Annotated in this window: 23 protein-coding genes and 1 tRNA gene; 9 read left to right on the top strand and 15 right to left on the bottom strand. The window is 50.4% G+C overall.

From position 1 onward, the window contains the following. Positions 1 to 473 (top strand): IS3 family transposase (locus tag ACO0LL_RS18475; RefSeq protein ID WP_422952294.1); only part of this gene is annotated, 473 nt, incomplete at its 5' end. 117 nt (positions 474 to 590) lie between these two features. Here the strand turns inward: ACO0LL_RS18475 and ACO0LL_RS18470 are convergent. From ACO0LL_RS18470 to mutM, 7 genes are all read right to left on the bottom strand, one after another. Next, positions 591 to 1,598, bottom strand: coding sequence for a tetratricopeptide repeat protein (locus tag ACO0LL_RS18470; protein WP_422952293.1), 1,008 nt, complete (start codon positions 1,596 to 1,598; stop codon positions 591 to 593). 366 nt (positions 1,599 to 1,964) lie between these two features. Continuing rightward, complete coding sequence (locus ACO0LL_RS18465; protein ID WP_422952292.1) at positions 1,965 to 3,128, bottom strand: ABC transporter permease; 1,164 nt, start codon at positions 3,126 to 3,128, stop codon at positions 1,965 to 1,967. Continuing rightward, on the bottom strand, positions 3,128 to 3,958 hold the full coding sequence (locus ACO0LL_RS18460) for an ATP-binding cassette domain-containing protein (protein ID WP_422952291.1): 831 nt from the start codon (positions 3,956 to 3,958) through the stop codon (positions 3,128 to 3,130). Before ACO0LL_RS18460 ends, ACO0LL_RS18465 begins: the two co-directional genes overlap by 1 nt. After that, positions 3,955 to 5,436, bottom strand: a complete 1,482-nt coding sequence (locus tag ACO0LL_RS18455) for an alpha/beta hydrolase (protein ID WP_422952290.1) — start codon at positions 5,434 to 5,436, stop codon at positions 3,955 to 3,957. Before ACO0LL_RS18455 ends, ACO0LL_RS18460 begins: the two co-directional genes overlap by 4 nt. 74 nt (positions 5,437 to 5,510) lie before the next feature. Beyond that, the gene (gene mutY, locus ACO0LL_RS18450; RefSeq protein WP_422952289.1) at positions 5,511 to 6,695 is read right to left on the bottom strand and encodes an A/G-specific adenine glycosylase; all 1,185 of its coding nucleotides are present in this window, start codon (positions 6,693 to 6,695) and stop codon (positions 5,511 to 5,513) included. A gap of 4 nt (positions 6,696 to 6,699) precedes the next feature. Further along, a complete protein-coding gene (locus ACO0LL_RS18445) occupies positions 6,700 to 8,637 on the bottom strand; it encodes a dynamin family protein (RefSeq protein ID WP_422952288.1) in 1,938 nt (645 codons plus the stop codon). A 102-nt stretch (positions 8,638 to 8,739) separates the two neighbouring features. After that, positions 8,740 to 9,561: a bifunctional DNA-formamidopyrimidine glycosylase/DNA-(apurinic or apyrimidinic site) lyase gene (mutM, locus tag ACO0LL_RS18440; protein ID WP_422952287.1), complete on the bottom strand. Its 822-nt coding sequence runs from the start codon at positions 9,559 to 9,561 to the stop codon at positions 8,740 to 8,742. Between the two features lie 164 nt (positions 9,562 to 9,725). Between mutM and ACO0LL_RS18435 the strand changes: the two genes are divergently transcribed. The 8 genes from ACO0LL_RS18435 (at position 9,726) to ACO0LL_RS18400 (ending at position 17,898) form a co-directional block, all read left to right on the top strand. After that, entirely contained in the window at positions 9,726 to 11,543 is a 1,818-nt protein-coding gene (locus ACO0LL_RS18435; protein WP_422952286.1) for a tetratricopeptide repeat protein, read from the top strand. Positions 11,544 to 11,606: 63 nt separating this feature from the next. Continuing rightward, on the top strand, positions 11,607 to 12,278 hold the full coding sequence (gene lolB / locus ACO0LL_RS18430) for a lipoprotein insertase outer membrane protein LolB (protein ID WP_422952285.1): 672 nt from the start codon (positions 11,607 to 11,609) through the stop codon (positions 12,276 to 12,278). Then, on the top strand, positions 12,275 to 13,162 hold the full coding sequence (ispE, locus tag ACO0LL_RS18425; RefSeq protein WP_422952284.1) for a 4-(cytidine 5'-diphospho)-2-C-methyl-D-erythritol kinase: 888 nt from the start codon (positions 12,275 to 12,277) through the stop codon (positions 13,160 to 13,162). The genes lolB and ispE overlap by 4 nt, the downstream gene beginning before the upstream one ends. A 32-nt stretch (positions 13,163 to 13,194) precedes the next feature. Then, positions 13,195 to 13,271: transfer RNA gene (locus ACO0LL_RS18420), tRNA-Gln, on the top strand. 122 nt (positions 13,272 to 13,393) lie between these two features. Continuing rightward, complete coding sequence (locus ACO0LL_RS18415; RefSeq protein WP_162039708.1) at positions 13,394 to 14,356, top strand: ribose-phosphate pyrophosphokinase; 963 nt, start codon at positions 13,394 to 13,396, stop codon at positions 14,354 to 14,356. Positions 14,357 to 14,470: 114 nt separating this feature from the next. Next, positions 14,471 to 15,058: a 50S ribosomal protein L25/general stress protein Ctc gene (locus ACO0LL_RS18410; protein WP_422952283.1), complete on the top strand. Its 588-nt coding sequence runs from the start codon at positions 14,471 to 14,473 to the stop codon at positions 15,056 to 15,058. 136 nt (positions 15,059 to 15,194) lie between these two features. Next, positions 15,195 to 16,940: a gamma-glutamyltransferase gene (gene ggt, locus ACO0LL_RS18405; RefSeq protein WP_422952282.1), complete on the top strand. Its 1,746-nt coding sequence runs from the start codon at positions 15,195 to 15,197 to the stop codon at positions 16,938 to 16,940. Between the two features lie 496 nt (positions 16,941 to 17,436). Beyond that, positions 17,437 to 17,898 (top strand): pilin, encoded by a 462-nt coding sequence (locus tag ACO0LL_RS18400; protein ID WP_422952281.1) that lies wholly within the window; start codon positions 17,437 to 17,439, stop codon positions 17,896 to 17,898. Positions 17,899 to 18,090: 192 nt separating this feature from the next. Here the strand turns inward: ACO0LL_RS18400 and ACO0LL_RS18395 are convergent, their stop codons facing one another. The 8 genes from ACO0LL_RS18395 to sucC form a co-directional block, all read right to left on the bottom strand. Then, positions 18,091 to 20,469 carry a tetratricopeptide repeat protein gene (locus ACO0LL_RS18395; RefSeq protein ID WP_422952280.1) on the bottom strand — a complete coding sequence of 793 codons (2,379 nt, stop codon included), beginning with the start codon at positions 20,467 to 20,469 and terminating at the stop codon, positions 18,091 to 18,093. 232 nt (positions 20,470 to 20,701) lie between these two features. Continuing rightward, positions 20,702 to 21,151 (bottom strand): pilin, encoded by a 450-nt coding sequence (locus ACO0LL_RS18390; protein ID WP_422952279.1) that lies wholly within the window; start codon positions 21,149 to 21,151, stop codon positions 20,702 to 20,704. A gap of 318 nt (positions 21,152 to 21,469) precedes the next feature. Beyond that, on the bottom strand, positions 21,470 to 21,922 hold the full coding sequence (locus tag ACO0LL_RS18385) for a pilin (protein WP_422952296.1): 453 nt from the start codon (positions 21,920 to 21,922) through the stop codon (positions 21,470 to 21,472). Positions 21,923 to 22,041: 119 nt separating this feature from the next. Then, positions 22,042 to 22,506, bottom strand: a complete 465-nt coding sequence (locus ACO0LL_RS18380) for a pilin (RefSeq protein ID WP_422952278.1) — start codon at positions 22,504 to 22,506, stop codon at positions 22,042 to 22,044. A gap of 439 nt (positions 22,507 to 22,945) precedes the next feature. Then, positions 22,946 to 23,554 carry an FHA domain-containing protein gene (locus ACO0LL_RS18375; protein WP_422952277.1) on the bottom strand — a complete coding sequence of 203 codons (609 nt, stop codon included), beginning with the start codon at positions 23,552 to 23,554 and terminating at the stop codon, positions 22,946 to 22,948. 29 nt (positions 23,555 to 23,583) lie between these two features. Continuing rightward, entirely contained in the window at positions 23,584 to 24,390 is an 807-nt protein-coding gene (locus tag ACO0LL_RS18370) for a Stp1/IreP family PP2C-type Ser/Thr phosphatase (RefSeq protein WP_422952276.1), read from the bottom strand. Between the two features lie 489 nt (positions 24,391 to 24,879). After that, on the bottom strand, positions 24,880 to 25,761 hold the full coding sequence (gene sucD, locus ACO0LL_RS18365; protein ID WP_186947208.1) for a succinate--CoA ligase subunit alpha: 882 nt from the start codon (positions 25,759 to 25,761) through the stop codon (positions 24,880 to 24,882). Between the two features lie 18 nt (positions 25,762 to 25,779). Then, the gene (gene sucC / locus ACO0LL_RS18360; protein ID WP_268978095.1) at positions 25,780 to 26,964 is read right to left on the bottom strand and encodes an ADP-forming succinate--CoA ligase subunit beta; all 1,185 of its coding nucleotides are present in this window, start codon (positions 26,962 to 26,964) and stop codon (positions 25,780 to 25,782) included. Between the last annotated feature and the right edge of the window lie 3 nt (positions 26,965 to 26,967).

Below are 26,967 nucleotides of genomic sequence, written 5' to 3'. Positions count from 1 at the left end.
GGGTAACTGATGTGACGGAATTTAACGTCGCAGGAGAGAAACTGTACCTGTCTCCGGTGATGGATTTGTATAACAGGGAAATTATTGCCTTTGAGACAGCCAGGCGCCCCGTTTATGAACTCGTCGGGAAGATGTTAAAGAATGCCCTGGTCAAGCTCAAAGCACACCAAAAACCTATCCTGCATTCTGATCAGGGGTGGCAGTACCGCATGCTTGCCTACCAGCGTGCGTTACAGCAGAAACAGGTCGTGCAAAGCATGTCACGTAAGGGCAATTGTATCGACAATGCGGCTATGGAGAGTTTCTTCGCCGTGTTGAAGTCAGAGTTCTTCTATCTCAACAAATTTAGCAGTGTCGAAGAACTGCAAGCAGGCATCAAGGATTATATTCACTACTATAATCACGACCGCATCAAGGTCAAACTAAAAGGACTGAGTCCTGTGCAATACAGAATTCAGTCCTTGGCTACTTAAATAATTAAACGTCCAACTTTACGGGGTCACTTCATTTTGGTGCGTTTTTTTATGACCTATCCCATGATTTTCATTGATTGCCTATCAGCTCTGCAAAACACCTGCAGCAATGAATAATCAGAGTTTTTGCAACACCTGGCTGGCACGGTCAATTTCGGCCTGGTATTGTGGCGACTTGCCTGGTAATGCTTTCAATATTGAAACTGCTTCTTCCAGCATCAGTCTGGCAGATTGCATCTGCTTTTGCTGGCGATAAACCATGCCCAGATTAATCATGGTATGGGCAACTTTGGGTTGAAATGTTTCCGGATTTCCTTTCGCGGCCTGTCGCCAAAATGAAATCGATTTTTCATACGCCTGCCGCGCTTCATCCCAGCGTCCCTCCTCCTGGCAGAGTATGCCTAAATTCAACAAGCTGCGGCCAAGATCGGCAATCGATGAGCCGGGACTCATTTGTTCTCTCTTGCGATGAAGTTGCACAACTTCTTCGAAAAGAATACGCGCATCTTGATAGCGCCCTTGTGCCGCGTATTGAGAAGCCAGGGATTCAAGCATCACCTGTACCATCGCGAAGTAAAAATCCGGTATTTTCTCTGCCACATTACGGAACATGACCATCGCCTCTTCAAAATCGAGCTGCATTTCCTTTTCTCGATTTATCTTGCGATACAACAAGCCTCTGCTGCGCAGCGTCAATACCATATCTATTCGATTAAAACTGGCATTGGCCCTCTTCAAAGTGCGGTATACGGCGATCGCTTCATCAAATAAAGCCAGTGCCTCCTTGTTGCGTTCGGCCTCGGAATACACATTTGCAAGACTGGTCAAAATTTCCGCTAAATGCGTTGTATGCAGAAGCGGCTGACTCTTCGCCAATTGTCTATAAATGCTGAGCGCTTCTTCGCTGGCTGCTATAGCGTCATCAAAACGCTTTTGGTTCAGATAGCTATTACTCAAATTGATCAAAGCACTGGCTATTTTTTTTTGATACGTTTCCGGATTGCTGAGCGCCAGCTTGCGGTAAATGAACAAACCTTCTTCATAACTGGCCTGTGCATCCGGCATCCGGCTCTCGGCTTCATACGGGATGCCAACGGCAATCAGGGCGTCAGCCAGCTCTGCCATATACTTGCCAGGGTATTTTTGCGATAACTGGCGATAGATATTCAGCGCTTCTTCATCAGGTATGCGCGCCTCCTTCATCTTACCAACCATGGCATAAGTGCGTCCGTGTGCACTGAGTAATTTCGCCAGTTGCGGTAAATATTGCTCAGGGTCTTTTTCTGCCAGTCGCCGATAACGATTGATATTTTCGGCACTGGTGTCTTCATTGGCAGGTACTGCTGCGGCAGGCGCATCGGCCGCAGAGCATGGCTGCGCATTGATACTGGCGATCGCCATCAAGACGGAAAAATAAAAATGGTGTTTGAGATTATTCACAATAATTTTGTCTCGTTCAATTTACGTATCCATGTATCAAGTTCTGCATATTCAATGCATCACTACCCTGCGCATTTTTTGCGAGATATACGCCAGGCTGACCAGGCTCATCAGGGCACAGACCAGGAAGGCGATGCCAACCGCGACGACACTCAGGGTTTCGCCTTTCAACACCTGGTTCATCATCTGGTTTTGTGACAACACTGGCACCCATTGGAACCACGAAGGTTCGCGACCAGGGAACAGGATAGGTACCAGCGATACAAAGGGTATGAACATGGTCACCAGCTGGTTGCGTACCTGGGCTTCTTTATAGCTTTTGCAATCCAGTGAAATGGCAATCTGTATCGCCGCGACGCTGGCGGCCAGTGGCAGCAAGACCAGCAAGAAGCCCATCGCATCCTTGAAATTGAACTGGAATTCAGCGCGCAGGGTTTCATTATGGATTAGCCATTGTGAAGGGAAGAAGCTGAAGATCGTCAGCACCACCACGCCCATGCCAACAATGGCAACCGCGCCCCATTTACCTATGGTCAGTTGCCAGCCGCTGACCGGGTTCATCATCAGCGGTTCCAGCGAGCCGCGTTCACGCTCACCTGCCGTGGTATCAATCGCGGCATACATGCCACCGAGGACAATAGCCATCAAAACCATCATGGGCAGCATGGTGGTGATGGTAGCTTTGCGTTCTTCCGGCTTTTTGATATGACGTTCGCGTATGTCAAGACGCTGCAATAATTCCAGCGACACACCACGCATGGCCAGCCCCAATGTAGCCAGCTCCTGCGAATAGCCATCCAGCAAACGGCGCAGGGGGCGCACACCAAATTCTGCCTGGCGGTTTGAGGTATCAAAGGCTATTTCCAGAACACCCTTGCCACCTGATGCCAGCTTTTCATCAAAATCATCGGGGATCAGCAAGACGGGCTGGTCAAGTTCCTTGCTTTGCGATTTGGCAGCATAATCATCAGGCGCGGTCTTGATTTGATAACCCTGACGCAGGATGAAGTTTTCCAGGCCGCGTGCATGCTCTATGCCCTTGACGAGGACAGTACGTTTTTCTTCCTGCGATTCAACCTGGGTCAGCACGACCGAGAAAATCAGCAGCATCAGTGGCACGCCCAGCAATGAACTGATCAGGGCCACCATCAGGGTGCGGCGGTCACGCAAGGCGTCACGTAATTCCTTGCGCAGGATAGCTAAAGTGGCTTTCATCAGTTCACTCCTGTCAGAGATTTTTGTGGATGCAGGAATGCCAGTTTGACGAAGGCATCTTCAAAATTATCTTCACCGGATTGCGCCAGCAATTCTTCTACCGTGCCATGCGCCACGTCCTTGCCCTGGGCAACGATGACAACCTGGTCGCACAGTCGTTCTACCTCTTGCATGATGTGGGTAGAGAAGATGATGCACTTGCCGCCGCCTTCTGGCGAGCGCAGGAAGCGCAAAAATTCCCGCAGCGCGCGGGTAGCGACGACGTCCAGACCGTTGGTGGGTTCATCCAGAATGATGTTCTTGGGATCATGCACCAGTGCTCTTGCCAGCGCGGTTTTCATACGTTCACCCTGGCTGAAACCATCGGTGCGGCGGTCCAGCAATTTATCCATATCCAGCCATTGCGACAGTTGCTGGGTACGCTGTTCTGCATGGGCAGTGTCCATGCCATGCAACAAGCCATAGTAATGAATATTTTCACGCGCAGTCAGGCGCGGGTAGAGGCCACGCGCATCTGACAAGACCCCCATATGTGACTGGGTCGATGAAGTACCGGCCTTGACTGCTGTGCCGTCAACCATGATCTGCCCTTCGTCGGATTGCAAGAGTGCAGCGATCATGCGCAGCGTGGTGGTTTTGCCTGCGCCATTTGCGCCCAGCAAACCGGTGATGCAACCATCACTGGCGCTGAAGCTGACGCCATCAACAGCCTTCACCACTTCACTGGTTTTTTTCAGCAAGCCCAGGCTGCGTGCAGCATTGACAAAAGCATTGCCTGAGGATTTGCCGAGGCGCACAAATTCTTTGTGCAAGTCATTGACGATGATCATGGCTTGGCCTCCTTGCCAACTTTGCTGGCAGCAGGCGGCACGGGTGCCTGCCAGGCCAGTGCACGCGGTATCTGACGCACGCAGGTGGTATCGACCTTGACGGCTTCGCTGTCTTCTTTGGCATTTAAAAAACGGTGCACTACATCGCGTATGCAACCTTGCGCCAACAAACCGTGACCGGTATTTTCTATGACGACATGGCGGGCATTCGGGCCCAGTGCCTTGGCGACTTCATCGCCATATCTGGTGGGAGTAACAGGATCAAGACCGCCACTGAGCAACAGGGCGGGCGATGCTGAGGCGGGCACTTTGAAAAAATCTGCGGGTATCTCGCTACGCGGCCATTTTTTGCAAGTCTGGGTATATTGATCAGCCATGAGCTTTTCAAAATCATCATTGGCAGGCAAACTTGCCGACTGTGCGAAAGCTTCACCACACCAGACCGAGAAATGCATGCCGTAAGAAATGCCACCAGGGCCAGGCAAATTTGTCGCACCTGTCATGGTCACCAGCGGCGCATAATTACCCTGCTCTGCCTGCGTCAGTGCATATGGCAAAGCGGACAGCGAATTAGGGCTGTACAAGGACTTGTGAACCAGGCCCAGCAAGCTGTCACGCGTCATCTCGGTCTTGATGGGCGTGCCCATGCGTGGGTGCGTGATACTGATTTTCTGCGGCTGGCTGGCCAGCAGTTTTTTCCAGCGGTTTTCCAGGTCTGGGTAACTGGCATTGCAGGCGGCTTCTTTTTTACAATCTCTGAACAAGGCATCCAGCGCTTTTTGTGCATCGGCACTGGCCAGGCGCATGCTGGGTGGTACCACGCCGTCGAGCACGATGCGGCGTACGGATTGCGGGAACTGACGCAGGTATTCAAGCCCGGCACGCGTGCCATATGAAGCACCGACGACATTGATGCGGCCATAGCCTTGCTTCAGGCGTACCGCCTCCAGATCTTGCATGGCAATGCTGGTACCAAAGTATTGCAGCTCGCCGTAAGGCAAGGTTTGCAACTGGCGCATGCAGTCGTCGGTGACTTTGACTCTTTGTTCTGGCGATAAAACTTCTTCGGCTTTTTCGAGTTCCGGACATTCCAGCGGCGCACTGCGGCCGGTGCCACGCTGATCAACAAACACCAGGTCACGGCGACGATTCAGGCGTGCCATCAAGGTAGTCGCCCAACTGGCAACGCTGATGGCACTTTGGCCTGGGCCACCGGCCAGCAGGAAAACGGCATCCGGCAATTTATTCCTGTCCTGCGAAGGGATCACAACATACTGGATATCGATCTGCTTGCCTTGCGGCTGTGCCGGATTCAAGGGTCTTTGCACCTGTCCACATTGCACTTCTTGCGGGAAGTCTGGCAGGCGGCAAGCCTTGGTGGGTGAAGTAGTGGCTGCGGCATTGGCATGTGCTGTCACTGCACTGCATAGCGCCAGGCCAAGCATGAGCCTGAGCCTGAGCATGAATCTTTTGTTCAAAGTGGTCTCCTGAAACTGCTTACTTAATGACTTGATTACTTTAATAGCAACTTCAGGAGTCTAAGCGGAATTACTCAATCAGTAAATGGCAGTTGCGATTGCGTGCCAAGATTGCTGAGCAGAGTCTTGATAGGTGCAGGCAAACCCAGTTGCATTGCTTCACTGAGCGGATGCCAGCCCAGCTCGCCCTCTGCAACTTGCAGGTGACGTTTTTTGAGTTGCACATGCACCGGCAGGATATGCAATTTGAAGTGGGTGAATACATGGGCAAAAACCGGCAAGGTCTGGATGCTGGCGATGTCACCAAACCGGCTGGCGCGCTCACGCACAGTCGCCATTTGCGCATCGACAGAAAAGGCATCGTCTTCGCCGCTATATTCCTGCATGCCCGCCAGTTCTGGCAGCGATAACAAACCACCCCAGATGCCGGTGGGTGGCCTGCGCTCCAGCAAGACTTCTGCGCCATCCTGCACCAGCAGCATGATGGCCTGTTTTTCTTTTTGCGCTTTTTTTGGTTTGCGTACTGGCAGCTCTGCGGTCCTGCCTTGCGTATAAGCCACGCAGCGTGTCTGGAAAGGGCATAGCGTGCATTTGGGGTTGCTGCGCGTGCATACCGTAGCCCCGAGGTCCATCAGGCCCTGCGTATAAGCGCCTATGTCTAGCGCGGGCAATAAAGCCTGGGCGCGCAGCCACATATTGGCTTCTACCGGTTTGGTGCCGGGATAGCCATCTATGCCAAACACACGGGCAAATACCCGCTTGACGTTGCCATCCAGAATTGCTGCTACCGTGCCATAAGAAAATGCCGTGATCGCAGCGGCCGTTGAACGGCCTATGCCTGGCAATTCTTGCAGCAAGGCGGGGTCAGCCGGGAACTTGCCCTGGTAATTATCCACCACCTGTTTGGCGCAATGATGCAGGTTACGGGCGCGGGTGTAATAACCCAGGCCAGCCCAGTGTTCCATGACTTGTCCGGCCGGCGCTGCGGCCAGATCAAACACAGTAGGAAAAGTTTCCAGGAAGCGTTTGTAATATGGAATAACTGCCGTGACCTGCGTTTGCTGCAGCATGATTTCAGACAGCCAGACACGATAAGCCTCGTGGCTTTGCTGCCAGGGCAAGCCATGGCGGCCATGCTGTTTTTGCCAGGTGATGAGCGCTGCAGAAAAACTGGGATCGACGTATAAACTTGAGTGGGAAGTAGCAAGCTGAGGCTGACCCGCCGGGTCAGCCTTGCTACGTGATGCTATGGACTTCATTATTTCAGGCAGCCACCCTGAGTGCAGTCAGTTCTGCCGTCAATGCAGTACGCAGTGTGTCTTCAAGATCGGTCAGCGCTTTTTTCTGCGCATCGATGTCTGCCTGCAAGCTTTCGAACGACGATATCTTGTCTTCCAGGCTGTCGGTCGCCACATGGATACGCTGTATCGATTGCATACGGTTTTTCAACTGGCCTTTGTGTTCTCGTATCTGCGCTTCCAGCGGTGCCATGACGACTTTTTGCCAGGCTTCGACATCGCGGTTGGCTTGCAAGAAGCTTTGTTTGACGCGGGCAGCGACAGAATCAAAGAACTTGTGCATCAACACAACTTGCGGTGTGGTCAGCAAAGTGGCGGTGCTGAACTGCTTTTGATACACGCCTTCAATCGCTTCGACTTCCTTAATGTATTTATCGAGAGAGAATGACATGGGTGACGACAAGGCCAGACCATGTTCAGTCGAAAACTTGCGGTACATGACCGTCATCATTTCCGAAATCTCATCTGTCTTTTTATTCGATGTCTGCAGGTTCAGTTTAACCTGAGAAAAGAATTGCCTGACCGATTCACGCAGGCCAACCGAGAACCTGCTCTTTTCCATGGCTTCGCGCGATTTACGGATTTCTTCACGCAGGATATCCATGCCCAGGCTGGTATATACCTCAGTCGATAACCGGGTAAACACCGAACGCGTGCCCTGCATGCGCAAGAGGCTGGCATCGAATTCTTTTTTCTCGGCATCGATACGCTTCATCATGTGTTCTATGACGTTCATATTCTTGCCGCGCAGGCTCTTCAATTCCATCATTTGCTCAACCATGCTGCGGCTGCGGGCAGAGATAACTGCCTGTTGCGCATGGATGATTTCATTGATTTCTGATGACATCTGCGCACGGATGATATTTTGCTTGGCCGGTATCAACTCCTTGGACAGCGCATATTCCAGCGTAGGCAGGCGGCTGCGTGCCAGCAAAGGTGCATCTTTATTGATCTTGGCGACCAGGCCTTTTTGCGCCGAGATAGGGAAAATCTGCTTTTCTTCCAATCCAAGCGTATGCGCAACCGTGCTTACCTGACGGACGATTTGCGCTTCGACTTCTTCAGGCGTGCGCAGTTCATCCCACATGCTGTCTATCTTGTTCAAGACCACCATGCGGCCAGGGCCATTGCCGATATTATTGCGCCAGACATCGATATCGCTCTTGGTCACGCCAGTGTCGGCGGCCAGAATGAACAAGACGGCATGTGCATTCGGGATCAAATTCAGTGTCAGTTCAGGCTCGGTACCTATCGCATTCAGGCCTGGTGTATCGACAATGATCAGGCCTTCTTTCAGCAAAGGATGGGGGAAATTGATAATCGCATGACGCCATTGAGAAATCTCTACCAGGCCATCTTCATCGACTTCCAGCGGTGCATCGGGGTCGTTTTCATCAAACAGGCCATATTGTTTGGCCACGTCTATGCTGACCTTCTTGGTCAGGCTGACTTGCTTGAAGGCTTCCAGCATGCCGTCGCCAGAGTTGATATTCAGCGGCAGCACCGTCCATACATGGCTTTGGCCCTTGTATTCACTGGTCGATTGCGCTTCGGCACGGGTTTCTATCGGCAGCAGGCGTATGCAGGGCGGAATGGTGTCGTCATACAAAAGCTCGGTCGGGCACATCGTGGTGCGTCCGGCAGAAGACGGCAATATACGCTGGCCATAGTCTGCAAAGAATATGGCATTGATCAGTTCTGACTTGCCGCGTGAGAATTCTGCAACGAAAGCGATAGACAATTTGTCATCAACCAGACGTTCCATCAAACGCGCAATGCGTTGATCACTGGCGGCATCGGCCATATCCGATCCATGTATCCATGACCGGTACTGCTCCAGCGCTTTGACCACTCCTTTGCGCCAGTCGCTGTACTCCTGGAATTTCTGAACCAGATTGCTCATGTTCCCCTCAGTTAACTTTTTTGATATTCCAAGTATATATGGAAGCGTTAAAAAAATACGCGTAAATCGAATTTTGCTTACATTTCAGCCAGATTTGTGGGTTTATTTCTGACATTTTGCACAATAAAAGCTACTGCGTTGTCCTTGTTTTATCTGTCTGACGGCTTCGCCACAAACGCGACAGGGTTCGCCAGTGCGGTCATACACAAAGTAAGATTGCTGAAAATACCCGCTTTGCCCATCCACGCCCATGAAATCTTTAAGAGTGCTGCCACCCGCCTCAATCGCTGCCGCCAGGGTCGCCCGTATGGCCGCTTCCAGTAAAGTATAGCGCTTCAGGCTGATGCGTCCAGCCTGAGTTTTAGGGTTGATGCCGGCCCGGAACAAACTTTCTGATGCATAAATATTACCAACACCGACCACAATATCCCCGGCCAGCAAGACTTGTTTGATGGGCGCACTACGGTTTCTTGTTAATTTATACAATAATTCTGGATTAAATCCGGCTTCCAGCGGCTCTACGCCCAACTGGCGTATCAGCAGATGCTCTTCAAGGTCGCCATCAGCAGCGTCATGCCAGAGTACCGCGCCAAAACGGCGTGGGTCTGTCATGCGCAGAGCAAACTCGCCCACGACGATATCAATATGATCATGCTTGGCTGGTGGCAGGTTTTTGTCAAGCACGCGTAAATGGCCGGACATGCCGAGATGTATGAGCAAGGTGCCATGCTCAAATTGCAACAACAGGTATTTGCCCCTGCGCCCCGTCGTCAGGATGCGCCTGCCTGCCAGCAAAGCAGGCAAATTGGTGGGAAAAGGCCAGCGCAAGCCAGCACGGCGCATGATCACGTCAGTGACCAGCTTGCCCGACAGGTGCGGTTCTACACCACGGCGCGTCACTTCAACTTCAGGTAATTCTGGCATGTGAGGGAACTTTTACCATTACAATCTGACACAGTGTATATAAGCAGTGAAACCCACAGTTGCGCTGCTTCAGCGTAAAATCAATCATCAACGTCAAATCCGGATTCGTTTTGAAAACACTGCCTACTCTCATATTTAGCCCTATTGTATCCGCAATATCATCCATGTCTGCTGCTGCACTGTGGCGACCTGCGGCTCTGGTATTGAGCGCTGCCCTGATCAGCGGGTGTGCAAGCGTAGGCAAACCAGGCGCAACTGCCGAGGACACGCATCATGTCAGTGATGCTGCACAGGCGGCCCTGTCTGCAGAAAAGACACTGAACGGCGTCAGCAGCGCACCGGTGTATGAAGACCCCTTGCCTGAAGTCAAGCTGACCGAGGAATTATTCTACAAGATCGTCACCGCAGAAATCGCCTTCCAGCGTGGCAGTTGGCAAAGTGCGTATGTGATTCTGTACTCTGTGGCAGAACAGACCCGCGATCCGCGTATTGCCAAACGGGCTGCGGAAATCGCGCTGGCCGCCAAACAATCTGGCGAGGCCTTGCAGGCTGTGCGCCTGTGGCGCGAGCTGGCACCTAATTCAAATGAAGCCACCCAGTATTACCTGGGCTTCATGGTGATGAATAATAATCTGGCTGAAATCCAGTCTGTCTATACCGAAAAGCTGAAGTCATCTGACCCCAAACAACTGGGTGTCATGATGTTGCAGGTACAGCGCCTGTTGTCGCGCGCACGTGACAAGAATGGTGCATACAATACCTTGGTCACCCTGCTGCAACCGTATAAAGATAGCCCCGATGCCCATATGGCGCTGGCCCAGGGTGCCTATGTCAAGGGTGACAACAAGCTCGCCGTCAGTGAAGCGCAGGAAGTACTGAAAGCCAGGCCAGATTCTCAACTGGCGGCGCTGACAGTTGCGCAGGCGTCTTCACAAGAGGATGCGGCCAAGGCTTTATCGGCCTTTCTGGTAAAAAACCCAGGTGCCCGCGATGTGCGTCTGGCCTATGCCAGCATATTGATAGACCTGAAACAACTGGATCAGGCCAACCAGGAATTTGAAATCATCGCGCGTGACAAACCTGATGATGTCAGTGCCATCTACACTCTGGGTGTACTGGCGATGGAACGCAACCAGCCACAAAAAGCCGAGGCTTATTTCCTGCGTTATCTGCAGTCGCTCGAAGGCAAATCCGGTGAAGAGCGCGATCCGACCACAGCCCTTGTCAATCTCTCGCGCATTGCAGCTGAACGCAAGGATTACAAAGCCGCGCAAGACTGGCTGGCACAAGTCGATTCTTATGATGGCCGCAACCCTGCCTGGTTCAATGTACAGATACGCCGCGGCTTCCTGCTGGCCAAGGAAGGCAGGCTGCTGGAAGCCCGCGCCTTTATACAGCAAATCAAGGCCAGCAATGAAACTGAACAAATCCAGCTGATACAGTCAGAAGCGCAGCTATTGCGCGATGCAAACCTGCCGGATCAGGCCAGGGCCGTGCTGGAGCAAGGCATTAAACAGACACCAAATAATCCAGACTTGCTTTATGACTTCGCCATGCTGGCCGAGTCACAAAAAGATATCCCGGGTATGGAAGCCTCATTGCGTAAGGTCATAGAACTGGCGCCCACCAGCCAGCATGCCTACAATGCCCTGGGTTACTCTTTTGCTGACCGCAATGTGCAACTTGATGAAGCCAATACTCTGATAGAAAAAGCTAACCAGCTCTCACCAGATGATCCTTTCATCCTTGATAGCCTGGGTTGGGTCAAGTTCAGGCTGGCCAAGTATGATGAAGCTGAACAAGCCCTGCGCCGCGCCTATCAAATGCGCCCCGATGCCGAGATAGGTGTGCATCTGGGTGAAGTCTTGTGGACCATGGGACAAAAAGATGATGCAAAAAAAATCTGGCGCGATGCACTGAAAAAAGACCCGGAAAATCAGACACTGAAATCCACACTGGAAAGATTGAAAGTCAAACCCTGATGCTGATCTTGTCAAAGATGCTTACATCGAAAATTGAATAGAATGACACCTGGCGGACAGATAATGTCCGCCTTGTTATTTGTACTCACTCCATCCGCGATTCATACTGCAACCATGCCATCAAACACCCCATTCAAGCTGCTCGCCTCTACTCTTTTTTGCACCCTGTTCAGTACTGGTTGCGCCAGCCTGAACGGCCCAGCACAAGTGCCAGCAACAGCGAGCACTGCTACCACAGCAAGCACCCGCCAGTATCAGCAGAAAATACAGATCAGCGGCAAGATATCCATCCAGTACCAGCAGGCAGACAAGCCACAAAGCCTGCCTGGCGGCTTTGAATGGGAGCAGGATGCGCAAGGGATACGCATCACCCTGCTGTCACAACTCGACCAGATCATGGCGCGCATCACCCAAAATGCGCAGGGGGCAACACTGGAGCTAAACGGCAAGGCACCGCGCACTGCCAGCGACCTTGACCAGTTATTGCAAGATACCCTGGGCTGGTCTTTGCCGGTAGCAGGTTTGCGCGACTGGCTGCAAGGCTTTGTCGCCATCGACGGCAAGCAACTGAGCGCCGTGAAAGCAGAAGACCAGACCCTGACTACACAGGGCTGGAAGCTGCGTTATGTCAGCTGGCATGAACAACCAAACTTCCCGAAACGCATAGACTTGCAAAGATATACCGAGCAGGCTGGTGATGTCTCTATCCGCATTGTGGTGAATGAATGGAAATGAGCAGACTGGACAATTGCCCTGCCCCCGCCAAACTCAACCTGTTTTTGCATGTGACAGGCCGCCGGGCAGATGGCTATCATTTGCTGCAAACCGCATTCCAGTTGATAGACCGTTGCGATTACCTGGATGTCGAAGTGCGCGCCGATGGCCAGATATGCAGAACCAATGAGATAGAGGGCGTGCCTGCGGACAGTGACCTGATCGTGCGAGCTGCAAGATTATTGCAAAGCCATACCGGCAGCAAATTGGGTACGAACCTGACTTTGCGCAAAAACCTGCCCATGGGCGGCGGCCTCGGTGGCGGCTCATCTGACGCGGCCACTACCCTGCTGGCGCTAAATCATTTATGGCAAACCGGTGTGCAATGCGATGAGTTGATGAAACTGGCCCTGCAACTGGGGGCAGATGTACCCTTCTTCCTGTTTGGAACAAATGCCTTTGCTGAAGGCGTGGGCGAGGAATTACAGGCCCTGGTCACGCCAGACGTCTGGTTTGTGGTACTGGAGCCGGGCGTACAAGTCCCTACACCTGCAATTTTTTCGGCAAAGGAGTTGACAAGGGACACAAATCCGGTCAGAATAGCGGACTTTTCCAGTGATGCAAAACATAATTGGAAAAACGATCTGCAAACAGTTGCCTGCGCATTGTTTCCGCAAGTTGATGCAGCCATTAAGTGGCTCTCACAATACGGCGATGCAAAGATGACGGGATCTGGAGCTTGTGTTTTTTGTGCCTTTGCCGACGAGACGGCAGCAGACACAGTGTTAAAACAAGTGCCCGGTCGCTGGACATCATGGAAAGCAAAAGCACTGAGTAGCCACCCGATGGCACAGAAATTGGGATCGAAAAATATTTGGCTTGAAGCCGGTTTAACGCTAAAATAGCGGCGAACTTGGAAACAGGCAAACGGTTGTGTAGGGGAGTCGCCAAGCTGGTTAAGGCACCGGATTTTGATTCCGGCATGCGAAGGTTCGAATCCTTCTTCCCCTGCCATTAAATTAAAGCCGCCGCATAGATTGTGCGGCGGCTTTTTCAGTTTTATCAGCGGCCATTTTTGTATAAAACCCATGCAAAATAAGCCAGACCCACAAAATCTCAGCCGATAGGTCCCAGCCATGGCAAATGCGCGCGCAAATGACAACATGATGGTTTTCACTGGCAACGCCAATCCTGCACTGGCTGCCGGTGTTGCCAAACAACTCGGCATCCCCCTCGGCAAGGCAGACGTTTCCAAATTCTCCGACGGCGAAGTCATGGTCGAGATCAATGAAAACGTCCGCGGTAAAGATGTATTCGTTCTGCAATCCACCTGCGCACCTACCAACGACAACCTGATGGAAATCATGTTGATGGTCGATGCACTGAAACGTGCTTCTGCCGGTCGTATCACTGCTGCCATCCCTTATTTTGGTTATGCCCGCCAGGACCGTCGTCCCCGCTCTGCGCGTGTGGCGATTTCTGCCAAGGTCGTTGCCAACATGCTGGAAGAAGCCGGTGTAGACCGCGTGCTGATCATGGACTTGCATGCAGATCAAATCCAGGGTTTCTTTGATATCCCTGTTGATAATATTTACGCTTCACCAATTTTGCTGGGCGACCTGGTCGCAAAGAATTACGAAGACCTGCTGGTAGTTTCCCCTGACGTGGGCGGCGTAGTACGTGCCCGCGCTCTGGCAAAACGCCTGGGGTGTGACCTGGCCATCATCGACAAACGCCGTCCAAAAGCGAACGTCTCTGAAGTCATGAACATCATTGGTGAAGTTGAAGGCCGTAACTGCGTCATCATGGATGACATGGTTGACACTGCCGGCACACTGACCAAAGCTGCTGAAGTATTGAAAGAACGTGGCGCCAAGAAAGTATTGGCTTACTGTACTCACCCTGTTTTGTCTGGCCCTGCGATACAACGTATTTCGCAATCGCCATTGGATGAACTGGTCGTGACAGACACTATCCCGCTGACAGAAGCTGCCCGTGCCTGCTCCAAGATCCGTCAATTGTCTTGCGACAGCTTGCTGGCCGAGACTTTCCGCCGTATCACCAAGGGCGAGTCTGTCATCTCCCTGTTCACGGACTAAATCATTTTTCGGCCCTGCCATCTTCTTGGTGGCAGGGCTATTTTCTGGGCCCCTGGTCGCGGGGGTTCAACACCGCAAACCGAATAAACGGTTTGCATTTTTTGGAGTAACACCATGAAAGTAATCGCATTTGCACGCAATGTTCAGGGGACCGGAGCGAGCCGCCGCCTGCGCCTTGCTGGCCAAACACCTGGCATCATCTACGGCGGTACAGAAGCCCCGGTATCCATCACTCTGGATCACAATGCGCTGTACCATGCATTGAAAAAAGAAGCTTTCCATTCTTCCATTCTGGACCTGGAAGTTGATGGCAAATCAGAAAAAGTATTGTTGCGTGACTTCCAAGTCCACGCCTACAAACAACTGGTTTTGCACGCTGATTTCCAACGCGTAGATCCTAACCAAAAAATCCACGTTAAAGTGCCTCTGCACTTCATCAACGCTGACGTATCCCCAGCTGTGAAACTGTCTTCCGCAGTGATCAGCCACGTTGCTGTTGAACTGGACGTCTCCTGCCTGCCAGCAGACTTGCCAGAATTCGTTGAAGTTGACCTGTCCAAACTGGAAGCCGGTCAATCCATCCACGTATCTCAACTGACACTGCCAAAAGGCGTGACAGCTGTTGTACACGGTGGTGACGCTACTGTTGCTATCGCTGTTGTGCCAGCTGGCGCAACTTCTGCAGAAGCTGAAGCAAAATAATTTGCATTTATGCAGATTAGATGAAAGCCGCCTTCGGGCGGCTTTTTTTATTTGGGCTGGCGTGAAACTTTGTTTATGCGAAATACGATAATTGGTATTACTATTTCTACTATCGATGATTTCTGGAGTTATACGCATGCCCTCGCCTTCCAGCCGCAAGCTATGTCTGAGTCTGCTCGTCCCCCTGTGTTTCGCTGTAGTCAGCCCCGCCAGCCAGGCGCAATTGGCTGCAGGCATCAAATACGATACCAGCTACCCCATCATCAGCCCGATGTATGCAAAGTCTGGCATGGTGGCGACTGAGCAGGCGCTGGCAAGCCAGGTTGGCCTTGATATCCTCAAGCGTGGTGGCAATGCGGTAGATGCTGCAGTGGCAGTCGGTTTCGCGCTGGCTGTGGTGCTGCCAAACGCAGGCAATATTGGTGGTGGTGGCTTCATGATTATTCATGACAGTAAATCAGGCAAGGATATCGCGCTGGATTTTCGTGAACTGGCACCAGAAAAAGCCAGCCGTGACATGTACCTGGATGCCAAGGGCAATGTCATCTCCGGCAAATCCCTGTATAGCCATCTGGCAGTCGGCATACCCGGCACGGTGGCAGGCATGGACCTGGCCTTGCGCAAATATGGCAGCATGAAATGGAAGGATGTCATCGCCCCGGCGATACGCCTGGCCGAACAGGGTTTTGAAATCACCCCGCATCTGGCTGAACTCATCGATTCCAGCAAAAATCAGCTCGGTAAATGGCCGGCCAGCCGCGCGATCTTTTTCAAGGATGGCAAACCCATGCTGGCAGGTGAGCGCTTGCTGCAAAAAGACCTGGCGCAGTCGCTGCGCCTGATTGCCGAGCAAGGCCCGTCTGCATTTTATGAAGGTGCGGTCGCCAAAAAAATCGTCGCTGAAATGCAGCAGCATGAAGGCTTGATCTCTGCCAGCGACCTGAAGAATTACAAGGCAGTGGAACGCATACCCGTGCGTGGCAATTATCGTGGCTATGACGTGGTCTCGATGCCGCCACCCAGTTCTGGCGGTGTACACATCATACAGATGCTGAACATGCTGGAGCATTACCCACTCAAAGAACAGGGTGCCAACAGCGCCCAGACCCTGCATCAGTTGAGCGAGGTCATGAAGCTGGCCTATGCTGACCGTTCAGAATTTTTGGGTGATCCTGACTATTACAAGGTGCCGCTAAAGGGCCTGACTTCACGCGCTTATGCGGATGAACTTGTCAAGAAAATACAGCCAGACCGCGCCACGCCTTCTGCCGAAATCAAACCAGGCAAACCTCTGCCCTATGAGAGCGACCAGACCACGCATTACAGCGTGGCCGACAAATTCGGCAACATCGTCGCCACCACTTACACCCTGAACCTGAACTTTGGCAGCGGCATCGTTGCCACTGGCACAGGCATAGTCCTGAACAATGAAATGGATGATTTCTCGGTCAAGGCTGGCGTACCAAATGCCTTTGGCTTGCTGGGTGGTGATGCCAACGCCGTACAGGGCTGGAAACGGCCTTTAAGCTCGATGTCGCCGACGATCGTACTCAAGGATGGCAAACCCTTTCTTGTCACCGGCAGCCCTGGTGGCAGCCGCATTATCACAACGACACTGCAAACCATTCTGAACGTCATAGACCATGACATGAACGTGGCAGAAGCCACCATTTCGCCACGCATACACCAGCAATGGATGCCAGACCAGCTACGCTTTGAAAAAGGCATCAGCATGGACACGCTGCGCCTGCTGGAGCAAAAAGGCCAGGTACTGCGCCCTACTGGCACGCTGGGCAAGACCCAGACCATACAGATAGTCCCGCAAGGCTTTGCCGGTTATTCAGACCCGCGCAACCCGGATGGTGCTGCGCTGGGGTTTTAATCGGAGTTTTAAGTCAGGGCCATCATTTGTCAATTACGCCTGGTGTAAATAGCAATTCTTCTTGCGTTATTAAAAAACCACTGACCTAAAGTGTAACAATTTCGAAACAAGTGCAAATTTTTGTATTACATTGACGTTTTTTGTCATTGACATTTGTCGTTTTAGTATTTTTTAATATAAAAAACTAAAATGACAAGAATATCGCGCCTGATGTCATATCTTCATCAAACTGGATAAAACGCAGGCCGATATTTTTCCATAGCCAAATATTTCTGCGCTATTCCCGGTTGCAAGAGTTTATATTTCTTGCGAACTTTCTATTGGGCATTTCTCCTGTATCAACAAGGCAAACAATTGCAAGCTGGATGCAAGAACAATTGTGGCTTTAAGGGTTCAGCTTTAGCATACGGCTGGCAATTTTAAGCGCAGTCAAACGATTGGCACAAAATTTGCGTCTATGACGTAACTAAACTGCTTTTGCTGATTGGAGAAAGAAATGCAAAGATATTCAAAAACAATTCAGCGAGGCTTCACACTCATAGAATTGATGATCGTGGTGGCCATCATCGGCATCCTGGCGGCAATCGCTTTTCCACAATATTCTGATTATGTTTCTCGCACACGTGCGTCTGGTGCGATATCCGAACTCAATAGCCTGAAAAAAGAATTATCCATTTGCTACCAGAATGAAAATAGCTGGTCAAACTGCACAGTCATGGGCAGCAATTCTATTCCTACGGTCATCACATCAAAATTTTTGACCAATGCAGCCCCCTCCATTTCGAATGCAGGCGTGATTACACAATCAACGACAGGGGCAACGACAAGTACAGGAACTGCGTTGAGCATCATATTGACCCCTTCCATCAGCTCAGGGCAAAGTAATATGATATGGGCAAACACAGGGACTGTCTGTGACCCGATTCGCGGTTTGAAACCAGGCCAGGGCGGCTGCTAATATCCTGCATTTATGCTGCACTGAAGCTGCAAATAAGCTGTACATAAGCAGGCTGGCGGGAACAATGCTAAATGCATGTCCCGCAATTTCAATCAAGCCCTCATAGGCTTGATCGCAGCCTTGAGTGGTGCGCTTGATTGAACAGAGGCTTGAGTATCGTAGTAGCCTTCACCCGCACTCCCCCCCCGCTTCTTATACCTTCGTCCCCTCGCACCATGTAGTCCACATGCTACGCAGCGCGGTATCTACTTTAGCTGAGAATCCCGCCTCATCCATCAACTTGCTGTGTATCATCTGCTCGCGCAAATTCTCACGCACTTGTGCGAGCATGCTGGTGTTACTGGCAAGTTCGACGACTTTATCTATATATTCCTGTTCAGATTGCGCTATCCATTCTGGATGACCAATGCCTTTCAGAATTGAACTACCCAGCAAGCCGACGCTAGGCCGTCCGGCCAGCGTCACATAGGGCACGCCCATATACAGAGTTTCAAACAGCGTAGTACCTGAATTGTGCGGGAAACAGTCCAGACCTATATCGATCTTTCTCAGGGTATTCCAGGGCGGGGTATCGTAGCCTATTTCCAGGCGGGACTTGTCTATGCCAAGTGCAGCAAATTTTTCTTCAAGATCCCGGCGCAAATCGGCATTTTTAAAATTCCCACTATTGATTAATAATTTTGCGCCTTCTATTTTTTCCAGTATCGCTGCCCATACACGTATGGTGAGATGATTGATCCTGACTGACCTGGTCAGCGTACCCAGAGTTATGTAACCATTTTTGAGCGCAGGCAGAGTGCTGACCTCGCCCATTCCATCGGCAGGACGATATGCAAATGAGGGCGTCTCCAGGCGCCAGGGCTGCTCTGAAAATACGGCTTCAGCGCCTGGTGGAGCACAAGTATCATCGGTCAGAAAATAATCAATCGCCCTAAGGCCAGTCGTATAACCATAACCCAGCCACGAAACCTGCACCGGCGCTGGCTTGCGGGCAAATACCTGCAAGCGGTTACTCCCCGTATGACCGGCAAGATCGATCAGAATATCGATGCCATCCGCCCGGATTCTCTCTGCCAGCTCGTCATCAGACAGGCCTGCCGTGGGCACCCAGTGATCTACATAAGTCTTGTAACGCTCAGTGACTGCATCTTCATATTTTAATTCTGCATAGGCATATAACTCAAAACCAGACGAGTCATGATGTGCCAGCAAAGGCTCGAGAAAATACTGGACTGCATGCCGGCGAAAATCTGGCGAAACATAGCCAACTCTGATACGGCGCTGCGGGTTCTTGTCGTTCGCAAATGCCTGCCACTTGCGCTGGTGGGGACGCGCATACTTTTCTTCATAGACCTGATACTCGCCAAATATCTCACTGGCACTTCGCACAGGATCATAGTTCAGCAGGAACAGCAGGTTGCCATAGGTCTCGGCATGATCGGGCTCTATTTCCAGCGCTCTGCGATAACTTTGTTCAGCTTCTGCCCTCATGCCGCGGTCAGAATAGGTATTCCCTATATTGCTGAACAAATTGAGTGAATTGGCATCCAGACTGAGGGCACGTTGATAAGATGCTGTCGCCTCAAGGTAGCGCGCTGTTTCGTGATAAACAATACCCAGATTGCAATGAAAACGGGCAATTTCAGGTTGTAAGGATATCGCAGTTTTATAACACTTTTCTGCATCCTCAAGGCGAGTCTGCTTTTTATAGACATCACCAAGATTACAATGCGCATCTGCAAAGTCAGGACGTATTTTCAAGATAGCCTGAAAACATTGTGCCGCTTCTTCCAGCCTGTTTTTCTCCTGTAAAATCAAGCCGATATTATTGCGGGTTTCTACATGAAGTTCATTGATCTTCAGGGCACTATTAAAATAGCTTTCTGCCTCATCATATTTGCCGCGCTCTTTGCATATCATGCCGAGGTTACAAAATGCAGCAAAGTTGCCGGAATCGATTTTAATGGTTTGCTTGTAGTGATCTTCCGCTTCGTCCAGCAAGGACTGGCGCTGCAAAATAGTCGCTAGATTGAAGTGTGCATGACTGAAATTGGGTCTGAGTGCCAGAGCCTTGCGATACCAGGACTTGGCTTCATCCAGGCACCCCAGCGATGTCAGCGTCACACCCAGGTTGAAAAAAACGTAGTGAGACTCGGGATGAAACTGAAGTATCTGCTTATACACTTGCTCAGCATCTTCATAACGACGCAACTCATCGAGGCTGATACCCAGATTAATGGCCGCATCCAAAAAATCTGGCTTGATTGCCAGCGCTAGCCGGTAATACTTTTCAGCCTGCACACAATTGCGTTGCTCATACCAGGCATCACCCAGTTTATTGTTTAATTCTGCATCTTCTGGATGGATCAGCAGGGCCTGCTGATAGCTTTTTACTGCTTCAACAAAGTTTCTGTTTTTAAAAAACGCATCTCCAGCCGTCTTCAAACTTTCAGCGCCGGTCTCTTGCAGATGCGTTGCCAAGCTAGCAGGCTCAGGGGCCTCTGGGGCCTGGACAGAGTTAGTGCTCTTGTCAGCAGTTGAAGAAAATTTACTCTTAATCCAATTCAGCATTTGTCATTTCTCAAGTAAGCGCCAGCCATATTTATGTATTAGTCCAGATTGTAAATGTGGCGCACAAGTTTGAGCAATAAATCAGACCTGCCTTGCAAGTCCCGGGATGTCTTTTGCATATGACGGGTTGTTACCGGTAAGGCAAGGCGAGAAGTTTTTCTGTCATAGACAGAAATAGAGAAGATATGAGAACCCGCAAGCTGTTGATTGAGCTTGCGGGTAAATTGATATGTCAGCAGCCGCCCTGGCCGGACTTCAAGCCGCGTATGGGGTCACAGATTGTGCCACTTGCTGTCCAGATCATGTTTGCCTGGCCACTGGAGATAGTCGGGGTCAATGTCACAGCCAAAGGTGCACCACCAGTCGTGGTTGCACCCGTTTGCGTTGCAGTGATAACGCCATTGCCCGCTGCTGTGGGGGCCACTGGCAAAAACTTGGTGGTGATGGGATAAGTGGGGATGCCATTGCTACCTATGGTAGAACAGCTTGCCCATGCGCCTTCCATTTGATAGCAAAGCGAAATCGCATGCTTCAGACTCTGCAACTCTGAAATTGCCCCGGCTGCGCGCGTGCGTGACGTATAGTCAGAATATTGAGGAAGCGCAATTGCGGACAGAATGCCGATAATTGCCACGACTATCATCAATTCTATCAAGGTGAAACCGCGTTGTACCGTTTGCATAGATGTGATCATTTATTGTTACCGCGTATAAGAGTTGGTCGTTACTGAAGATAACATAGCATCATCAACAGAAACCAGATACTTTCCTTGATTATTCAGGCCATCTTCATAAGACGGGGTCAAATCATGTCTTAAATAAAAACAAGTACATTGTATAAACTGCACTTTCATGAGCTTCATACACACTTTTCTCTGACCTCGCCCGTTTAGCTCAGGCTTTACAAAGACTTGTCTGAACTTATTATGAGTGCATTTTTTGATCGCTAAAAAAAAAGCCCACCATAATAAAGTGGGCTTTTTTGACAATCAAACCAGCTATTATGGGCAGCCGCCTTGACCAGCTTTCAAACCACGGATTGGATCGCATACTGTGCCAGATGCTGTCCAGATCATGTTTGCTTGACCAGAAGACACTGTTGGTGTCAATGTCAGTGTCAAAGGAACACCAGCAGTTGTTGTTGCACCAGTTTGTGTTGCAGTGATGATACCCAGACCAGCTGCAGTTGGGATTACTGGCAGGAATTTAGTTGTAACTGGGAAAGATGGGATACCGTTAGAACCTGTAGTTGCACAGTTAGTCCATGCACCTTCATTTTGGTAGCAAATTGCCATTGCAGATTTCAGACTATCCAGTTCCGAAACCGCGCCAGCTGCACGAGTACGGGATGTGTAATCAGAATACTGAGGGATAGCGATCGCTGCCAGGATACCGATAATTGCAACAACAATCATCAATTCGATCAACGTAAAACCACGTTGCACGGTTTTCATATTTAATTTCATTTGTTGCCTCATTATAAAATTGAATCTTTAAAAAAAATTGTCCAGAGGTTCATAACAAAAAAAGCCCACAACAATGAAGTGGGCTTTTTTGACAATCAAACCAGCTATTATGGGCAGCCGCCTTGACCAGCTTTCAAACCACGGATTGGATCGCATACTGTGCCAGATGCTGTCCAGATCATGTTTGCTTGACCAGAAGAGATTGTTGGTGTCAATGTCAGCGTCAAAGGAACACCAGCAGTTGTAGTTGCACCAGTTTGTGTTGCAGTGATGATACCCAGACCAGCTGCAGTTGGGATTACTGGCAGGAATTTAGTTGTAACTGGGAAAGATGGGATACCGTTAGAACCTGTAGTTGCACAGTTAGTCCATGCACCTTCATTTTGGTAGCAAATTGCCATTGCAGATTTCAGACTATCCAGTTCCGAAACCGCGCCAGCTGCACGAGTACGGGATGTGTAATCAGAATACTGAGGGATAGCGATCGCTGCCAAGATACCGATAATTGCAACAACAATCATCAATTCGATCAGTGTAAAGCCGCGTTGCAGCTGTTTAGGGATAGCTTTCATTATGAACTCCAGGAAAAGTTGAAATCAGGGACTACGGTTCACATGTAGCAATCACCGTGCCAGTTTGTGTTTACTGCGCAACTTCGCATTTTCTTATGCATAAATCAGCGATTCCATAAGCCATTGATTAACTAGTGACGAAATGCGTCAACAATTGCAATTTAATCAATGCAAATATTTGTCAATGTTTGTGTAAGATCACAAAGACGACTGACAAGTCTGTCAGTCATGTAAAAAATTGTTTCAACACTTGATGAAAATATGAAAATTTTTTTACTTGGCAACTGCCTGACATATGTAGCGTAAGCGCAAGCACATGCGCAGTGGATGTGCAGCCAGGTCATCTGGCCCATCAAATGAAGCAAGGGAAGTTTTTCCAGGCAATTTCAAAGTCTGGCTTGTCCCTGCCCTGGTGGCTCAGGCAGGGACGAAATGAGTTCTAGTAGAAAATCACTGCCATTTTTGTCCCTGACAGCTCTATCATGTCAGCATGCTTGAGGGTATGAGGTTTGTCTTTGATGGACTGGGTATTGACGGTCGCAGCAGCATTACCCTCGACCTGTGCAATGACATATTCCTTGCCTTGCTGGGTAATCGCAATGACCTGGGTGCCAGGGCTGCCTATTGTAGTGACGGGCTTTACAAGATTGAGTTCCTTACCTGCATTAGGGCCAGTCATGACCTTGATCTTGGCTCTTGGCTTTTCAACTGCGGCCGGTTGCGCCTGGCCTGGCTCAGGCACAAAAGTCTGCTTGCCTGACTCTTCTACCTGGAAACGCAATTTGTATTTACCGATGTCGATGACATCATCGTGCTGCAACAAATGTTTTTTGACAGGCTGCGCATTGACCATGGTGCCATTGGTGCTACCAAGATCAAGTACAAAAGAGCCACTGGAAGAAGTATCAATTGCGGCATGCTGACCACTGACAGTCAGGTGATCAATGACGATATCATTACTGGGGCGCCGGCCTACGGTAAGGCGTGATTTGCTGATAGTGATTTCTTGCTGAACCAAACCATTAAAGGTGACGATAATTTTCGCCATAAATCTCTCATCAATTCATAATCCCCGACCTACCGGGTAAATGTTCTTTGTAACCAGGACTTGTTTTCTTCACTCACCAGCCTGAACAGGACTACGGAAATATTATCCAGCCCGCCCCTGTCCTTGGCAGCATCGATCAAGGCTTCGGCACAAGACTGAAGCTCAGACCCGTGCTGCCTGATCAAGGATTGGATTTCATCATGCCCGAGCATATCGGTCAATCCATCTGAACACATCAGATACAAATCTTCTTCTTCAGTATGGTGTGTATGCAACTCTGTATGCACTTCTTCCAGAGTCCCCACCGCCCTGGTGATCAGGTTCTTAATAGAAGAATAACGTGCTTCTTCTTCAGTCACCAGGCCTGCATTGATCTGTTCCTGCAATACCGAATGATCCTGCGTCAGACGTGTCAGCTCGCCCGCACGATAACGATAGGCGCGCGAATCACCGACGTGTGCTAGCAAAAGCTTGTCTTGCAAACAGCATGCCACCACCACGGTAGTGCCCATGCCTGCGCATTCTGGATTGGTCAGCGCTGTATACAAGACATTGCGATTGGCCTGCTCGATTGACTCTGTCATCCAGCGTGCCATCGCCAGCGGCCTTGGCCCCATGGACGGGAACCAGATGGCATCCATCTTGCTACATAAATATTCAGCAATGATTTGGGCGGTCATGGCGCTGGCGACTTCGCCCGCGTTATATCCCCCCATGCCATCGGCCAGGACCGCACAGCCATAGTCGGCACAAACGACGATGGCATCTTCGTTATGCGACCTGACCAAGCCCGTATCAGACAGGGCAGCAAATTCTAGTACACGCTGGTATGACATCAATAAATGTTGGGATACATCCTGAGGTGAATAAATTTATATGAAACAGATAATATTTTAGAATTATTTTTAAATTATTTTAATCAGGGCTTAAGCAAATATTCTCCTGACTTTGCCCGCACCGCCAGTAAACAGCTTACCTGGACACGACGCGTAACATATCATCATGTAGCGTCGATGGCATGACGCAGCCTGAAATTTTGCGTAAACCCTCTGTTTCTAGTGTGCAGAATTGCGTTCTTGCTCGCCCCTTCACTGATTATCGACGCAATACGCCGCATCATCAGGTAAGCAAATCAACTAAGCAAATCAGCTAAACAAAACATACCAAAACATACTGAATTCAATAGAGATTAACCACTGATGTTCAAGCTTAACATTAAGGAAATCTATTTGCACGGATATCCACCATAAACCCGGCCATAAATAAAAAAAGAGTCGCAAAATTTGCGACTCTTTTTCATCTACGACAGCTTTACAGCATTGAGCTTACAGCATGGCTTTCAACAAACGCGCCATCTCTGACGGGTTTTTAGTGGCCTTGATGCCGCATTCTTCCATGATGTCGAGCTTGGCTTGTGCAGTATCGGCACCACCAGAGATCAGCGCGCCAGCATGGCCCATGCGCTTGCCCGGAGGCGCAGTAACACCAGCGATGAAGCCAACAACCGGCTTCTTCATGTTGTCGCGTACCCAGTAAGAAGCATTCGCTTCATCAGGGCCGCCGATTTCACCGATCATGATGACAGCATCAGTATCTGGATCATCATTGAACATCTTCATGATGTCGATGTGTTTCAGACCATTGATAGGATCACCACCGATACCAACAGCAGAAGACTGACCCAGACCCAGTGCAGTCAATTGACCCACTGCTTCATAAGTCAGAGTACCGGAACGGGAAACCACGCCGATACGACCTTTACGGTGGATATGGCCTGGCATGATGCCGATTTTGATTTCGTCTGGAGTGATCAGACCTGGGCAGTTAGGGCCGAGCAATTTTGTTTTGCTGCCGGACTTAGCCATGCGGTCTTTCAACATCATCATGTCACGGACAGGGATGCCTTCAGTAATGCAAATTGCCAGATCCAGGTCAGCTTCAACGGCTTCCCAGATGGCAGCTGCTGCGCCTGCTGGTGGAACGTAGATGACGGATACTGTCGCGCCAGTTGCTGCTTTAGCTTCAGATACGTTAGCAAAAATCGGGATGCCTTCGAAATCTTCGCCAGCTTTTTTCGGGTTCACGCCAGCGACGAAACAGTTTTTACCGTTTGCGTAATCGCGGCACATGCGAGTATGGAACTGGCCAGTTTTGCCAGTGATACCTTGGGTGATGACTTTAGTGTCTTTATTGATCAGGATGGACATATCTGTTCCTTGCGATTATTAAGCTTGAGCTGCAGCAGCTGCAACAACCTTCTGTGCTGCTTCTTCCATCGTGTCAGCCGCGATGATAGGAAGGCCAGAGTCAGCCAGCATCTTCTTGCCGATGTCTTCGTTAGTACCCTTCATACGCACAACCAGTGGTACTTGCAGGGAAACTGCCTTGGATGCAGTGATCACGCCTTCAGCGATCACGTCACAACGCATGATGCCGCCGAAAATGTTGACCAGGATGGCTTTCAGGCCTGGATTTTTCAACATGATCTTGAAGGCTTCAGTGACTTTTTCTGCTGTTGCACCACCACCTACGTCGAGGAAGTTGGCTGGTTCGCCGCCGAACAGTTTGATAGTATCCATGGTTGCCATCGCCAAACCGGCACCATTCACCAGGCAGCCGATATTGCCGTCAAGGGAGATGTAAGCCAGGTCAAATTTAGACGCTTCGATTTCAGCTGGATCTTCTTCATCCAGATCGCGGTAAGCCACGATTTCTGGTTGACGGAACAATGCATTCGCGTCGAAGTTGAATTTTGCATCCAGTGCGATAACCTTGCCGGAGCCAGTCAGGATCAAAGGATTGATCTCAGCCAGGGAGCAGTCAGTTTCCATGAAGGCTTTGTACAAACCTTGCAACTGTACGCGTGCGTCAGCGATGGAGCCTTCTGGCACACCGATTTTGCGGGAGATGTCATCCGCTTCAGCATCTTGCAAGCCAGCAGTCGGGTCGATTGCCAGGTTGTGGATCAATTCTGGATGTTTTTCTGCCACTTCTTCAATATCCATACCGCCTTCGCTGGAGGCCATCAAGACCACGCGCTGGCTGATACGGTCAGTGACCATACTGACATACAGTTCTTTTTTGATATCTGCGCCTTCTTCGATCAACAGGCGACGAACCTTTTGACCTTCAGCACTGGTCTGATGCGTGACCAGTTGCATGCCCAGAATCGCGTCAGCGTATTCACGCACTTGTTCCAGGGATTTAGCGACTTTCACGCCACCACCCTTACCACGGCCACCGGCGTGTATCTGTGCTTTAACAACCCAGACTGGTCCGCCCAGCGTTTCAGCCGCTTTGACAGCTTCGTCAACAGACAGGCATGGAATACCGCGTGGTACTGTCACTCCGAATTTGCGGAGGATTTCTTTACCCTGATACTCATGAATTTTCATACGACTTCCCTTCAGACA

This window comes from Undibacterium sp. TC4M20W (genome assembly GCF_049340245.1).
Lineage (GTDB): Bacteria > Pseudomonadota > Gammaproteobacteria > Burkholderiales > Burkholderiaceae_D > Undibacterium.
This window is presented reverse-complemented; position numbering and strand designations above follow the sequence as displayed.

Coding starts and splice junctions, on each gene's coding strand:
- ACO0LL_RS18470 (WP_422952293.1), bottom strand. CDS start 1,598: ATGGCAGAGCTGGCTGACGCCCTGATTGCCGTTGGCATCCCGTATGAA.
- ispE (WP_422952284.1), top strand. CDS start 12,275: ATGAGCAGACTGGACAATTGCCCTGCCCCCGCCAAACTCAACCTGTTT.
- ACO0LL_RS18445 (WP_422952288.1), bottom strand. CDS start 8,637: ATGAGCAATCTGGTTCAGAAATTCCAGGAGTACAGCGACTGGCGCAAA.
- mutY (WP_422952289.1), bottom strand. CDS start 6,695: ATGAAGTCCATAGCATCACGTAGCAAGGCTGACCCGGCGGGTCAGCCT.
- ACO0LL_RS18395 (WP_422952280.1), bottom strand. CDS start 20,469: ATGCTGAATTGGATTAAGAGTAAATTTTCTTCAACTGCTGACAAGAGC.
- ACO0LL_RS18380 (WP_422952278.1), bottom strand. CDS start 22,506: ATGAAAGCTATCCCTAAACAGCTGCAACGCGGCTTTACACTGATCGAA.
- ACO0LL_RS18415 (WP_162039708.1), top strand. CDS start 13,394: ATGGCAAATGCGCGCGCAAATGACAACATGATGGTTTTCACTGGCAAC.
- ACO0LL_RS18390 (WP_422952279.1), bottom strand. CDS start 21,151: ATGCAAACGGTACAACGCGGTTTCACCTTGATAGAATTGATGATAGTC.
- ACO0LL_RS18370 (WP_422952276.1), bottom strand. CDS start 24,390: ATGTCATACCAGCGTGTACTAGAATTTGCTGCCCTGTCTGATACGGGC.
- ACO0LL_RS18435 (WP_422952286.1), top strand. CDS start 9,726: ATGTCTGCTGCTGCACTGTGGCGACCTGCGGCTCTGGTATTGAGCGCT.
- lolB (WP_422952285.1), top strand. CDS start 11,607: ATGTCCGCCTTGTTATTTGTACTCACTCCATCCGCGATTCATACTGCA.
- sucD (WP_186947208.1), bottom strand. CDS start 25,761: ATGTCCATCCTGATCAATAAAGACACTAAAGTCATCACCCAAGGTATC.
- ACO0LL_RS18410 (WP_422952283.1), top strand. CDS start 14,471: ATGAAAGTAATCGCATTTGCACGCAATGTTCAGGGGACCGGAGCGAGC.
- ACO0LL_RS18460 (WP_422952291.1), bottom strand. CDS start 3,958: ATGATCATCGTCAATGACTTGCACAAAGAATTTGTGCGCCTCGGCAAA.
- mutM (WP_422952287.1), bottom strand. CDS start 9,561: ATGCCAGAATTACCTGAAGTTGAAGTGACGCGCCGTGGTGTAGAACCG.
- ACO0LL_RS18385 (WP_422952296.1), bottom strand. CDS start 21,922: ATGAAAACCGTGCAACGTGGTTTTACGTTGATCGAATTGATGATTGTT.
- ggt (WP_422952282.1), top strand. CDS start 15,195: ATGCCCTCGCCTTCCAGCCGCAAGCTATGTCTGAGTCTGCTCGTCCCC.
- ACO0LL_RS18465 (WP_422952292.1), bottom strand. CDS start 3,128: ATGAAAGCCACTTTAGCTATCCTGCGCAAGGAATTACGTGACGCCTTG.
- ACO0LL_RS18400 (WP_422952281.1), top strand. CDS start 17,437: ATGCAAAGATATTCAAAAACAATTCAGCGAGGCTTCACACTCATAGAA.
- ACO0LL_RS18375 (WP_422952277.1), bottom strand. CDS start 23,554: ATGGCGAAAATTATCGTCACCTTTAATGGTTTGGTTCAGCAAGAAATC.